Raw genomic sequence first — 14,856 nt, forward strand, 5'->3', positions numbered from 1 at the left:
AGCTAGTCCTTATGTTGTAAATACACAAGAACAATTAAATGCTGTTAATAATGTCTTTAACACAGATAAGGAGCATATAAACTGGCAATATAATGTATCAGCTGAAGATACAAATAATGTTGTAGATTAAAATTAAGCCTCTAAAAAATCAACACATAGCAATAATAAATTTAAAAAGATAAAATAAACTCCAAGTAGAACCATATTACTTTCTACTTGGAGTTAAATTTTAATATAATTATTTTAGTGATAATCTTTCCTCTAAAGCTTTTAAATCAGATAAAGAATCTATCTCATATATATCATCAGAATTTATTTTTTCTATATTTATATTCATAGAATTTATATTATCCTTAACCATATCATCCCAAAATAAATCATTGAAATTATCATTTTCTATGCATACTTCTATCTTATTAGCAATAAACTCAGCATCCTTTTCATTCCAATAAGATACCCCACACATTATATATTCTCCATCTTCACTTCCAACTTCTATATCAACTACTTTATTATTATCATTAACTCTTAAAATCCACTCATTTTTATAGTTATATTTTCTTGCACTAAAATATGAAGAATTAACTATATCATTTTTTAAGAAATTCTTATTAATATATATATCCCCTTCTATAACATAAGAATTTTTAAGATAATCCCTAACTAAATACATAGTATATATATTATTATATTTATCATATTTATCATTATTAAGAATTTTTACTCCATACTTTTCCTTTAGATACTCAAACTTCTTATTTAGATATCCTGTTACTATTAGTATATCAGTTATTCCTACATCATTTAATGCTTTTATTTGCCTTTCTATAATAGGCTCCCCCTTAACCTGTATTAATGGTTTTGGAGTTTCTAATGTTAATGGACGTAGTCTACTTCCAATACCCGCTGCCAATAATATAGCTCTCATATAATATATTGTCTCCTTTTTAATTTAATACCTTGCTTTTTTTATTTTTAAAAAACATTGAAGTTATCTCATTTATATCACCTGCTGCCATTATAGAACCAATCATAATAGCTATACAGCAAATTATTGATTTTAAATCTATACTATTTCCTAATAAAACTATTCCAATTACTATAGCCCATGCTGAATAAGTAATATTTAATGACATTGCTTTTGTAGCTCCAATTTTATGTATTCCCTTATAATAGAATACATACGAAGCTGTTCCTGCTAAGGCTGTTAAACAAATTATTCCTGTTGCTGTTGTTGGTAAAACTCCTATTGTAAATTTTATTCCCTTAACTATTGGTATAATTAAGAATCCATAAACTATAGCAGATGTTAATTGTCTTACTTGTAATGATTGTTCTGGAGTAATTTCATCTTCCTTCATTCCATAGGCACATATAACCGCTTCAGATGCCCATCCAATTACACAAAGAATTGCAAAGATAAATCCTAAGGCTAAATTTGTAACCTCTCCTCCTGGTGTATAGCCTAAAGCAATTATTCCACTTATACTTATAAAAAGGCCTAAAATTGCTACTGGTTTTAACTTTTCCTTTAAGAAAATATAAGATAATAATGCTCCAATAGCAGGATATAAAGAAGAAATTATAGCGGTATAAGATGGTCCTATATACTTAATTGCTAAAAGATATCCAGTCATACCAACTGGTCCACCTAATAAAGCACCTAAAGCTATAAATCTACCACTTCTTGTCATAGCTGCTTTAAAAACTTGTATTAATTGCTTCTTAAAAGTCATATATATAGCCATCCATATAGATGAAAACATATCATGTAAAAAAGTACTAACAAATGGTGCTAAAAATATTGCTTGTTCTGTAGATACAAAAGGTGTAGCCGCTAAAGCAATTCCTAACAAAACAGTATCAAGCCCCCATAATATTCCTGACATTAATCCATAAATCATATTATTAATTCTCCCCCAAAATAATTTTTAGATTTTTCTTTGCTCTATTATATCTGTCTATGCCATATGTACCAAAATCATCGCCCTTTGCTTCCTTTATATTAGTCCAAGTACTCCATAAAAAATCCTGATAAATTTTATTTATAAGAATTCTCTTTTTATACTTTTCTTCAACTTCTTCTTTAAAATATAACTTTAAAAATAGTTCTTCTTGGTCTTCTGATAATTCATTTTCTAAAGAATATGCTGCTAAATCCCACATAGGATCATTCATTCCACCATATTCCCAGTCAATTAAATATATTCTTTCTCCACTTTTTATAAAGTTTTCTGCTACCATATCATTATGGCAAGGTACTAATTTTACATCTAATTCATTCATTATATTTTTTAAATATATAACTTTATCTTTTACTTCATAATAATCTTCGAAATTTTTACCCTTAGCTTTAATTAACAGATTTTCATATTTTTCAATTTTTTCATATATATCAAAATCATTATCCATTTCTAAGTCAAAGTTATGTAATTTTCTAAGTATGTCTGTAACCTTCTCCATTATGCTTTGCTTTTTAGCTGACTTTGGAGATAAAGTTTCTGCATTTTCTATGAATTCAGATACTTTAACACCTGTTTCTTCATTAAAATAAATAAGTTTTGCATCTACCCCTATTTTATTTGCATACACAGCATTCTTAATTTCATCACTTCTGCTAATCATTTCTTCAGTACCATTACCAGGTACTCTTAATACATAGAATTCATCATCAATTTGTACTTTATAATTTTTATTAGTCATTCCACCTATTGGAGAAATACTTTTTATTCTATTTCCTTCAACCTTCATACATTCACATACAATTGATTGTAAATTTTCTAATAAAATAGATTCTTCTTTTTTATTTATCCTACTTAATAATTTTTCAGTTATGTAATTATAATGCTTTGATGTATCTACTTCATGCCATAATAAATTATCTATTTTTACATATCCTAATGAATAAGTTCTAGAAACATCTAACATCATATATTCATAATTCATATATGGATTCTTATTATTTTCATATAATTTGAGCATTTTATTGTAAAATTCATATGATATCTTACTAATACCTATCATTTCCCCATCAATTCTATTTAATTGAGCTATGTCTTTTGATATCTTATGTACTCTGTCATTAACAATTTCTACAAAGCCCTCATCACCAGAGCCACTTTCAGTAGTTATTAAGATACAATCTCTTAATTTACTATTTAGAATTTCTTTTATTCCACTTTCTTCAATTACTATATCAGCTTCTACAAGTAAAAAATCATCCTTAACAAAAGATGCTGCTTTAGCAAGGGATGCCATAGTGCCTGTCCATTTATAGTCAAGATTTTCTACTATCGTTACAGTATTACCTAGTTTTTCCTTAATGAACTCTGATTTATATCCAGCAACAACTATAATATTATTAATCTCATTTTTATGTAGTATTTCAATCATTCTTTCAATTAAAGTAGCTTCTTCTACATTTAATAAAGCTATAGGAAGATCAAAATCCTTATTTCTTCCTGCAGCTAAAATAACAGCTGTATTTACTTTTTTAAATTCATCATCATGAAGCTTCAATTGAATATCATCCAGTATTTTCAATTCCTGTTCCAAATATTCTACCCCTTTTATATCTATAAAGTATTTATGCTCTCTACCATTAATCTCTTTTTTAATAAACTTATTAAATTCTAAGTCTTCAATTAAAGAATTTACTTTTCCTAATGATATTTCACATTTTTTACTTAAAGCCCTTTGATTTATACCAGGAACTTCATTTATTTCTTTTAATAATTTAAATATATTTTTCATAGCCTCTCCTTTGTTCATTTTTTGAACAATTCTATATTACTATAATTTTCATACAATTTCAACTTTTTTCGAATATTTCTACCATGAAAAATTTTAAGCTAAAAGTAATCCTCAAAGTAAGGTAAGTGTCAAAAAATCGATACGTAGCAATTAAAATTTAAAATGATAAAATAAACTCCAAGTAGGGACGACAGCTTTCTACTTGGAGTTAAATTTTAATATAATTATTTTTCATTATACAAATTATAAAATACATAAATTCTTAATTAATGCATATTTATATAATTACTATTTTTATGATATAATTATATAGATTCCTTTTTATTTTATTAAAAATATTTATAATTAATTCTTTTGCATATTGCTATTTAATTATTTATTCAATAAAATGCATACTATATGAAATAATAAAACATTTTAATTTACATTTGTGAAATAAATAATTTTAATATCCCTTAACATTTTGATAATACAAACAATATTTATATTAATATTTTATAATTGCTAATAATTTATTTATCTCATTACAATCATTAACCATAATATATATTATAAAATCATATCTTTTGGGTTATCTAATATATTTTACAAATGTTATTTAAATTAACTTTTCTACATAATGTTATACAATATATAAAATTAATCTAAGCTTACTTTAAGATAAGTTATCTTTATATAATTATTTTAAAATCAAGCTTAATATAAATACTTCTAAATCCCTATTAAAGTAATTACAATAAAATATTAAAGAAAGGAAAATACAATGAAAAATTACTAAGTGATAATTTTTTCATTATATATAATAAAATGAATATAATAAAGAATTACATATATAACACTTTATACCAAATAATGTTATTATTACTTCCTTTAATTACAATGCCCTATTTAACAAGAGTATTTACGCCTGATCAATTGGGAATTAATTTATTTGCAGAATCAATAGTAAATTATTTTATGTTATTGGGTGTACTTGGTATGCAAATTTATGCTAATAGACAAGTTGCTTATGTAAGAGATAATAAAGAGAAACTTAGAAAAACTTTTTGGAGTCTATTTTTTATACAATTAACAACCATGATAATTTCATCTTTTTTTTATTTGCTATTTATATCTTTTGTTTTTGTAGAAAATAAAGAAATCTATTTTGTACAAGGCATAAACATGATTTCTTTAATGATAGATATAAGCTGGTTATTTATGGGCCTTGAAGATTTTAAAAAAGTTTCATTAAGAAATATTTTTGTTAAACTAGTAGGTTTAGCAGGAATATTTATATTTGTAAAAAGTCAAAATGACTTGCTATTATACATATTTATATTAACTATTACTAATGTATTCGGTATGATACTAATGTGGCTATATATCCCTAAAAGTATTCGTAAAATTGAAGTTGATAAAAAAATAATAAAAAAAACATTATTACCACTTTTATTGTTGTTTTTACCACAAATTGCATCTCAAGTTTATACTATATTATCAAGAACAATGATAGGAATTTTATCAACAGATGCACAAGTAGCATTTTATGATTATTCTCAAAAGATTGTTAGAATGGTTCTTGCCTTAATTGTATCTGTAGGAACTGTTTTAATGCCTAGAGTATCCAATATGAGGGCTAATGGAGAAGATGATAAAATCAAAGAATTTGTATATAAAGCATTTATGTTTGTTTCCTATTTAGCCATCCCAATAGCATTTGGATTAATGGGAGTAACAAATAATCTTATCTCATGGTTTTTAGATACAAAATATATAGAAGTTGGCTTTTTATCATCTATTAGTTCAATAATAATTATTCCTGTAAGTTGGGCTAACATAATAGGAGTTCAGTATTTAATAGCCATAAAGGAAGAAAATAAATATACATTTTCAGTAGTAGTTTCTTCAGTACTTAGCTTTATATCTAACTTAATTTTAATTCCTAAAATAGGTGCATTAGGAGCTGTAATTTCTCTAATAATTGCAGAATTCACTGGAAGTACAATTCAATTATTATTTGTAAGAAAAGAATTCAATATTTTAAAAATGCTATGTAATACAGTTAAATACTTTATTACATCAATTATGATGCTACTTATTGTTATCTTTGTAGGAAATATATTTGAAAATAAAATAATTGCTAATATAGTACAAGTTATTGTAGGAGGATCTTTTTATCTTACTGTAATGTTGATTATAAAGGATAAGATTCAAATAGAACTTATGGAAAAAGTTAAAACTATAATTCTACATAAAAAAATGTAGGTGTCAAAGAATCAACTTATAGTAATTAAAATTTAAGTAATTAAAAAACCAAGTAGATTAAGGCTTCGTCTATCTACTTGGGGTTTCATTTAGTATAATTCTTTTTTATAAACTGTTTTCTCTTAATATAAGTTAAAATCTTCTTTGTATTGAAATAATGATACTATTTAACTCTTTTCCATGTCTGTGTTGTTACATCGTATTTCTTGATTATCTTGCAAGGATTTCCAACTGCAACACAATACTCTGGTATATCTTTTGTAACTACTGAATTTGCTCCTATAACAGCACCTTTTCCTATATTTACATTTCCCACTATTACACAATTAGTAGCTATCCAAACATCATCATCAATTACAACTTTATTTCCTTCACAAACAACTCCCTGATCTTTTATTGGTACACCTATTTTATCATATCTATGATTATAATCAGTAATATATACATTAGGACCTGTTATTATATTTCTGCCAATCTTTACATAGTTATAGCTAGTTATACATGAAAATGGTCCTATAATACTATTATCTCCAATTTCTATTTTAGAATTTGGAATGTTATAAATTAAATTATCTTTACCTATAGTTACATTATTACCAAACTTCAATTTTGCATCTTTACAATTTAACACACTTCTAGCACCTATATAACATCCTTTACCATATTCTTTTATTCCCCATATACTAAATTTAGTATTAGTTAACAAATCTTTTAATATACTTTTTAAACTCATCTTATCGTGCCCCCTTTAAATCTATAAACAACTTTTGATAGCCATCTTTTTTATATTTAATAAACTTTTATTTATCATTAAATATATAATCTTTAATACTATTTTTCACAGACTCTATATCAAAAGTTAAATAATATATTCCGTTTATCATTTTACCTTCACATTGTCCATCTCTTGGAAATCTATCTTGACTTATATCTCCCTTTGCTAGTCCACTAAATTTAGCACCTAGACTTAATAAATCACCTGTAGAAATATTAGTTTGAATATATGGTAAAAACTCATTAACTAATTCAGGATACTTAATAAGTGATATATCTTTAACCTTATTGAATATTGAATTTATAACCGTTCTCTGTCTTTCTGTTCTTTTATAGTCTCCTCCACTAGCATATCTTATTCTAGAATACTCTAATGCTTGAGTTCCATTTAAAAGCTGTTCCCCTGATGATACTACACCTGGTATATGTGAAATTTCTTCTTCAGTTACATTAATATTAACTCCACCTAATTTATCTATTATACCTATTAAAGAATTAAAATTAACAATTACAACTTCACTTATATTTAAGTCAAAATTTTCATTTAAAGTTTTAAGAGCTAACTCTGCTCCACCATATGCATAAGCATGGTTTATTTTATCCATTCCATAACCATCTATATTTACATATGAATCTCTCATAATAGATGTTAACTTTATTTTATTATGAATATTATCTAATGTAAGAATTATAATAGAATCTGATCTACCAACTACACCTTCATCTAAAGAATCTACTCCTAATAAAGCTATATTTCGTATTTCTTTAATTTCTTCTTTTTCTTCTTCTTTTGATTCAGGATCTAACCCTATATTTTCAATATTAACTTTTACCTCTTCTACCTTATTAAAAGTATTATTTATATAAATATATACTCCTATAAATAATGCTAATATAATAATAAGAATGCTACTGATATAATAATAAATCTTTTTTCTTCTACTTTTTTTATTATTTCTACCATTTTTCATTTAAAATTCTCCCTATAAATAATACTTAATATTACTCTAGTTTTGATTTTTTATATTTAAATTTAATATTACAGTATATATGATATAAAAAAATGTATATTTACTTACTCATACATTTTTTTATAATAGTTTTGGTAACCACCTGATGTTACATTATTCATCCATTCTTTATTCTCTAAATACCATTTTATTGTCTTAACTATTCCAACTTCAAATGTGGTCTCAGGATACCATCCTAATTCTTCTTTTATTTTTGTAGGGTCTATTCCGTATCTTCTATCATGACCTTTTCTATCTTCGACAAACTTCTTTAAGCTTTCAGTTACTTTACTATCTACATTTTCGTTAATATATTTAATAACTGTATCTACTATTTGAATGTTAGTTCTTTCATTATGTCCACCAACATTATAAACTTCCCCAAGTCTTCCATTATTTATAACCATATCAATAGCCTTAGCATGATCTTCTACATATAACCAATCCCTTATATTTAATCCATCACCATATATAGGTAAATCCTTTAATTGAAGACAGTTATTTATAAGAAGTGGTATTAACTTTTCTGGAAATTGGAATGGTCCATAGTTGTTAGAACATCTTGTTATGTTAATTGGAATTTTATAAGTATCTCCATATGCCTTAACCATCATATCTGATCCAGCCTTGCTTGCTGAATATGGGCTATGAGGATCTAATGGAGTAGTTTCCATAAAGTAGCCTATTTCTCCTAGTGAACCATATACTTCATCTGTTGAAACATGTAAGAATTTAACTCCTTCTTTCCATCCATCTTCTGTTTCCCATGCATTTTTGGCACAGTTTAATAAATTAACTGTTCCTAAAACATTTGTTTTTGCAAATACTTCTGGTTCTCTTATACTTCTATCAACATGAGATTCAGCTGCAAAGTGAACTACATAATCTATTTCGTACTTTTCAAATAATGATGATACAAGTTCTGCATCGCAAATATCTCCTTGAACGAATATATGTCTTGAATCTCCTTCAATACTCTTAAGATTTTCTAAGTTTCCTGCATAAGTTAGTTTATCTAAGTTTATAATTCTAATATTTTCATACTTCTTAAGCATATATAAAACAAAATTTGAGCCTATAAACCCAGCTCCTCCAGTTACTAAATAAGTTTTCATGAACCTTTCTCCTTTACAAATAAATATAATTAAAAGGAAAATTATAAATCTAGAAATTCTCCACTCTCCTAATTTATTTCTTCTTAGCTTCTAATTCTTCAACTATATCTACTAAGTACTTTCCATATCCTGTTTTCATTAATGGTTTAGCAAGTTCTTTAACTTCTTCAGAAGTTATCCAACCTTTTCTATAGGATATTTCTTCTAAACAAGCTATATAAGTTCCTTGTGTATTTTGAACAGCTTCTACAAAATTAGATGCTTGTAACATAGAACCATGAGTCCCTGTATCAAGCCATGCCATCCCTCTACCTAATAAATTAACCTTTAAATTTCCTTCTTCCATATATACTCTATTTAAATCTGTAATTTCAAGTTCTCCTCTAGCTGATGGCTTTAACTCTTTAGCCTTTTTCACTACAGAATTATCATAAAAATAAAGTCCTGGAACCGCATATTTAGATTTTGGTTTTTCAGGTTTTTCTTCTAAAGAAATAACTTTATTATTTTCATCAAATTCAACTACTCCAAAGGATCTTGGATCTTGTACATAATATCCAAATATCATTGCTCCCTTTTCTAATGAGGCTGCTTCCTTTAAATGATTTGAGAAGCTTTGACCATAGAATATATTGTCTCCTAAAATCATTGCAACATTATCATCTCCAATGAAATCTTCACCTATTATGAAGGCTTCTGCTAAACCATTAGGTTCTTCTTGAATTGCATATTCAATTTTTAATCCTAATTCTGAACCATCATTAAATAACTCTTTAAAATTAACTATATCTCTTGGTGTAGATATAATTAATATCTCTCTTATGCCAGCTAACATAAGCACAGACATCGGATAATAAATCATAGGCTTATCATAAATTGGTACCATTTGCTTTGACATTGCCTTTGTTACTGGATATAGCCTTGTTCCTGATCCCCCTGCTAAAATTATCCCTTTCATACTCTCTCTCCTTTAAAAATTCTCTTTATACTAATCTATTTATTATATTAATAAACCCCTTTATATAACTTTTCTTCAAATTCTAACAACTTCTTACTTCTTTCCTTAATTTTTTTAGCTGGCATTCCAGTATAAATGCTCCATTCATCACAATCTTTATTTATTAATGAGCAAGCACCTACTGCTACACCATCTCCTATAGTTATATTAGGTAAAATTACTGTTGATGCACCTATTAACGCATGCCTACCTAATATTACTTTTCCTCCGTAAACATTTCTTAGAATGTTTGGTATTGTAGGATTAGTTAGTGCATTTCCTAAATAATCATCTGATAATGCATAAATAGTAGCTCTTGATGATACTCCTACGAAATCCTTAAGTTCAATTCCTTTATCACCTGCAAATAATGCTGCATATGCCGCTATATGCACATGATTACCTATTGTTATTTCTCCACTTAATATACTAAAATCATCAATTCTAACATTATTTCCAATTGATATTTTATCCGCATTGTATATGCTAGATTTTCTACTAATTAGAACATTATCTCCTATACTTTTAAAACCTAATTCAATTAACTCTTCGTTACTATAAAAACTATTCATATAATCCTTCCTTATTAATATATTATAACATTGTTTAATTTGAATATTTCGAATAATATCATTATACATTTATAATTCTCAATGCAAACATTATGTTTAAAACAATTGAAATAGTATAAATGATTATCCATTTTATTTTATATTTACTATTTTCAATAATAACAGCTATTAGTATAAAGTTAATTGCTATAAAAAAGTCTGTAACTCTTTGAATAAGCATAATATTAGAAAGCATAGCTGTTATTGTTAGCCCTATCATATAAATATTAAGTAAATTTATATATTTTTCATCTTTTCCTTTTCTATACATAACACAAATTATAGCAATTAAATAATTCAAGATAAATCTAAGTGATATACCATTATCATATTGCATATTTTCTATATAATATATAAATCTATTATTTGAAACATATGCATCAACAAAACTAATTAAAATATTAGAATATAAATTACCTAATTTCAAAAAATAAAAAATTCCTATTATAGCTAACCAACTATAATATGATCTAGTACTAATTTCTTTTTTTATCTTAAATACTACTAATCCTATAATTGCAAATATTGAACTTGAATGTAATACTATCGCTATAATAAAAAATATACATGCCTTTATCTTACTCTTATCAAATACAATCCATGCTAATAATATAAATGAAAAAGCTAGTCCAGCTCTTAATATTATTGCATTAAAATAAAAGCCATAAAAAGATATATATATAACTAATGGTGTTACAATTGAAAATTTCAAATAATTTTTTATAACCTTTCTAATTAAAATAATATTAATTAATGCTATACAAAAGAAATATTTTTTATAATCTGATCCAACTATTATATTTATTATCTTACTAATAAATATAAATCCTTTTTCAAAATACGAATAATATATATCATTATCTATATTTTGATACTCCATAACATAAGCTAATGTATCTGGAACATTTAAACTTCTAAATGCTATTATCAACATAAAAAATATAGAAATAATCCAAAACATAAACTTCATACTTTTTTTTGTTATAATTTCAATAATTGAAATATCTATACATAATATTAAAAATATTAGTATTATCTTATTATCCAAAATTTCACGCCCTTGTACATATAATACATGCTACTTATATATTCCTTATTTTTTGTAACTAATTTAAATATTAATATACTTAGAATTAATATTTTCCTAAATCAAATATATAATAATCCTTGTAATTTTTTTCATTCATAACTAAAGAAAAAATAGATCCACTTGCCAAGGAGGTTATTAAATAACTACATTCATTTAATAATAGTACCCTTGTTAAATAATTTAATCCTGCTATATACTTATTATTAAACGTATATTTCCAAACATAATCTTTACCGTCATAATTCTTTATAAAAGTATCATCACTTGAAAAAACCATTCCTTTATATCTATCACTTAATTTTTCATATATTTCGTAATCTTCAGTTACAACAAAAATATTATCAATTTTATATTTTTTTAGATACTCATTAATTTTATTAAAAATCATTTCTATACTAGGTTGTTTATAATGTCCTCTAGGCTTAAACTTCACATAATCAGTTCCCCTTACAAATACTCCTAGTGTATTTCCAGAAAACAATTCTTTTTTCTTTTCAGCTACAATTTTTTTTATGTATTCATTAATATCAGTACTATTTTTAACACTATTTCTAATTAATCTTATATATTCTTCTATATTACAATATTCTTTTTCATTTTTTTCTTTCCATTTCCATCCTGATAAAATAACATTCTTACTACAGTATATTTCATCAATTGTATAGTTGCTTGGTTGTTTAAAATAATACTCCCATGAATTCTTTATTTCACATGATTCATCATTATATTGCGCCTTATAACTCTGCATATCAACATAAGGGATATATCCCTTTTTATTTGCATAATCAATTAATTTTACTACTGAAAAAAAACTTGATAAAAGTCCTTCTTCTTTAGACATAGGTCTTATTAAATAAAATATTTTATCTCCATTATTCTTACCAAAACTTTTCTTATGTTCTCTTTCATTAAAATTAAAAATTAATAAATTTAACTTTACTAAAATCGTGTAAACTTTACTTTTTTCATAATCATTTTTAGTTAAAAATAATCTTATTTTATGTTTTAACTTTATTAGCATTACTTCCTCCTTATCTTATAGCAATTTATTTACAATTTTTATCCATTTATATCACTTTTGTCACTTAAAATTATATTCAATTTGGTTTTCGCTGCTTCAAATGTTTTTCTAAACCCATCATATTTTATCATTAATAATAAAGTTATTATTCTTCTATAAAATATAAGATAAGGATATCCTTCTGCTAAAAATTTTCTACATTCTTTTTCATATTTAGTATCAATAATAATATATTTAGGATGATTTAATGGAAATTTATACTCAAAACTTTTTAATTCAAAAAACTTTCTTACTCCTTTAGGCATCTTTCTAATATCATCTACTGCATGAGCTGCCTTTGCTGAAACTCCTATACTTACTACTAAATTTTTAGTTGGTGTAATAATACATGTATTTTGTAAGTATAGTTGCAACTCTTGTATTACTTCAAAAGATTTATATTTTCCATCTATTGATCTTTCTTTCCTATCTCTTTCTGCTCTTTTTAAATAAAGCTTCTTTATTTTATTAGGAACTAAATTTACAACGCTAGGCTCCAATAAAAAATCATGATTCATATCCATCATATCGAAAGTTCTTTTCCAAAAAGCACAGGCTCCACTAATGACTTTTTTAGTAAAAATATAATCTTTACCATTGTTTCCCCACTGCTCTTTCAAATTTATTCCAGCTATAGCTTGGACTCGTAAATCATCCTTATATCTTTCTAACAATTCTTCACAGAAATAAAAATAACTTTTTGTAGGCAACATATCATCTTCTAAAAATATTAATCTATCTACTAATGAAAAAGCTTTTTTAAAATTTGCCATTGAATTTTCCAAAATTCCTAAATTAACATTAGAATATAATCTGTGTACCTCACATTCCCAATCTATATCTTCTAATATCTTTTTACACCTTTCATTATCTCTTCTATCATCTTCTCGTCCTTCTCTTGGTCCATCTACTGCTAGAAAAAGTATTCTAGGTCTAACTTCTTTTATTACATTAAATACTATTTCTAAGGTCTCATATCTAGTAAATGTAGTAATAAATACAGGTGTGTTTAATAACCATTCTTTCAAAACAAAGCCTCCTAAGTGTTAATCAAAAATCTATTATCTCTTTAATTTCATGATTACATCACATATTTTACCAATTTCTTCAACAGTAATATCAGCATAAAGAGGAAGAGTTAATATTCTTTTAGATACACTTAAAGCAACAGGAGTATCATTAATATCAAATTTTCCTCTATAACAATCGTATGCATTTGCTAATGGATAAAAATATTTTCTAGAAAAAATATTATTTTCTTTTAACTTATTGTAAACCTCATTACGTGTTGCACCAAATATTTTTTCATCAAAGAAAACCGGAAAATATGAGTAATTATAATCAATATCTGTTTTTTCTTTAATTAGCTTTATACCATCTACATTTCCTAATATAATTCTATAATTATCTACTGCTTTTTTTCTCTTTTTAATCTCTTCATCAATATGTCTTAAGTTACAAATCCCCATAGATGCTTGAAATTCATTCATCTTCGCATTAGATCCAACTGAATCAACCACTTCTTCTGACTCTATTCCAAAGTTTTTTAATTTATATAATTGATTTTTTAGTCTATTATCTGAAAAAGTAATAGCTCCACCTTCGATAGTATTAAATACTTTAGTTGCATGAAAACTAAACATACTAATATCACCAAAGTTTGCAATACTTGTCCCTTTATATTTTTCCCCAAATGCATGAGCAGCATCATAAATAACTTTTAAATTATACTTATCTGCAATCCTTTGTATTTCTTCCACATTACATATTGATCCATAGACATGAACTGGCAAAATTGCAGATGTCTTATCTGTAATTAATGCTTCTATCTTATTAACATCCATAGTATAATCTTCGTCATCTATATCACAAAATACTGGTGTTAAACCATTTCTAACTATAGCATGAGTTGTAGAAGCAAAAGTAAATGGTGTAGTTATTATTTCTCCTGTCAAGTTCATTGCTTGTAATGCCAATTCAAGAGCAAGATGTCCATTAGTAAATAAAGAAATATCATTAACTTCCAAATATTCTTTCAATTTCAATTCTAACTCTTGATGCTTAACCCCCATATTAGTAAGCCATTTATTTTCCCACATTAGTTTTATTTCTTCAATATATTCTTCAAAAGGAGGCATTGATGATTTAGTTACTAATATTGGTTTGTTTACTTTAGTATTACTCATTCTTTTCCTCTTT

General features: G+C 25.5%; 13 protein-coding genes. 1 reads left to right on the forward strand and 12 read right to left on the reverse strand.

What is annotated here, in order from left to right; all coding sequences use genetic code 11:
• Nucleotides 1-238 precede the first annotated feature (238 nt).
• Genes ACQRD5_RS01470 through ACQRD5_RS01480 form a run of 3 tightly spaced genes read right to left on the reverse strand, consistent with a single transcriptional unit; the run spans nucleotide 239 to nucleotide 3,753 of the window.
• On the reverse strand, nucleotides 239-928 hold the full coding sequence (locus ACQRD5_RS01470; protein ID WP_291629641.1) for a sugar phosphate nucleotidyltransferase: 690 nt from the start codon (nucleotides 926-928) through the stop codon (nucleotides 239-241).
• A 19-nt stretch (nucleotides 929-947) separates the two neighbouring features.
• On the reverse strand, nucleotides 948-1,904 hold the full coding sequence (locus tag ACQRD5_RS01475) for a DMT family transporter (RefSeq protein WP_291629643.1): 957 nt from the start codon (nucleotides 1,902-1,904) through the stop codon (nucleotides 948-950).
• Nucleotides 1,905-1,908: 4 nt separating this feature from the next.
• Nucleotides 1,909-3,753, reverse strand: coding sequence for a phosphotransferase (locus ACQRD5_RS01480; protein ID WP_427746435.1), 1,845 nt, complete (start codon nucleotides 3,751-3,753; stop codon nucleotides 1,909-1,911).
• An 807-nt stretch (nucleotides 3,754-4,560) separates the two neighbouring features.
• On the opposite strand from ACQRD5_RS01480, the gene ACQRD5_RS01485 reads away from it, so the two are divergent.
• A complete protein-coding gene (locus ACQRD5_RS01485; RefSeq protein WP_427746436.1) occupies nucleotides 4,561-6,000 on the forward strand; it encodes an oligosaccharide flippase family protein in 1,440 nt (479 codons plus the stop codon).
• Nucleotides 6,001-6,163: 163 nt separating this feature from the next.
• Here the strand turns inward: ACQRD5_RS01485 and ACQRD5_RS01490 are convergent, their stop codons facing one another.
• The 9 genes from ACQRD5_RS01490 to ACQRD5_RS01530 form a co-directional block, all read right to left on the reverse strand.
• The gene (locus ACQRD5_RS01490; protein ID WP_427746437.1) at nucleotides 6,164-6,733 is read right to left on the reverse strand and encodes an acyltransferase; all 570 of its coding nucleotides are present in this window, start codon (nucleotides 6,731-6,733) and stop codon (nucleotides 6,164-6,166) included.
• A 67-nt stretch (nucleotides 6,734-6,800) separates the two neighbouring features.
• The gene (locus ACQRD5_RS01495; protein ID WP_427746438.1) at nucleotides 6,801-7,745 is read right to left on the reverse strand and encodes an LCP family protein; all 945 of its coding nucleotides are present in this window, start codon (nucleotides 7,743-7,745) and stop codon (nucleotides 6,801-6,803) included.
• 104 nt (nucleotides 7,746-7,849) lie between these two features.
• A complete protein-coding gene (gene rfbB, locus ACQRD5_RS01500) occupies nucleotides 7,850-8,899 on the reverse strand; it encodes a dTDP-glucose 4,6-dehydratase (protein ID WP_427746439.1) in 1,050 nt (349 codons plus the stop codon).
• A 73-nt stretch (nucleotides 8,900-8,972) separates the two neighbouring features.
• A complete protein-coding gene (gene rfbA / locus ACQRD5_RS01505) occupies nucleotides 8,973-9,857 on the reverse strand; it encodes a glucose-1-phosphate thymidylyltransferase RfbA (RefSeq protein ID WP_427746440.1) in 885 nt (294 codons plus the stop codon).
• Nucleotides 9,858-9,904: 47 nt separating this feature from the next.
• Nucleotides 9,905-10,468: an acyltransferase gene (locus tag ACQRD5_RS01510; protein WP_427746441.1), complete on the reverse strand. Its 564-nt coding sequence runs from the start codon at nucleotides 10,466-10,468 to the stop codon at nucleotides 9,905-9,907.
• Nucleotides 10,469-10,529: 61 nt separating this feature from the next.
• Nucleotides 10,530-11,555: an EpsG family protein gene (locus tag ACQRD5_RS01515; protein WP_427746442.1), complete on the reverse strand. Its 1,026-nt coding sequence runs from the start codon at nucleotides 11,553-11,555 to the stop codon at nucleotides 10,530-10,532.
• 85 nt (nucleotides 11,556-11,640) lie between these two features.
• Complete coding sequence (locus ACQRD5_RS01520; protein ID WP_427746443.1) at nucleotides 11,641-12,618, reverse strand: hypothetical protein; 978 nt, start codon at nucleotides 12,616-12,618, stop codon at nucleotides 11,641-11,643.
• Between the two features lie 38 nt (nucleotides 12,619-12,656).
• Complete coding sequence (locus ACQRD5_RS01525; RefSeq protein ID WP_427746444.1) at nucleotides 12,657-13,685, reverse strand: hypothetical protein; 1,029 nt, start codon at nucleotides 13,683-13,685, stop codon at nucleotides 12,657-12,659.
• Nucleotides 13,686-13,718: 33 nt separating this feature from the next.
• Nucleotides 13,719-14,843 carry a DegT/DnrJ/EryC1/StrS family aminotransferase gene (locus ACQRD5_RS01530; protein ID WP_427746445.1) on the reverse strand — a complete coding sequence of 375 codons (1,125 nt, stop codon included), beginning with the start codon at nucleotides 14,841-14,843 and terminating at the stop codon, nucleotides 13,719-13,721.
• Nucleotides 14,844-14,856: the final 13 nt, after the last annotated feature.

The sequence above is a fragment of the Clostridium sp. SGI.024 genome (assembly GCF_050315195.1).
In the GTDB taxonomy this organism is placed as follows: domain Bacteria; phylum Bacillota; class Clostridia; order Clostridiales; family Clostridiaceae; genus Clostridium.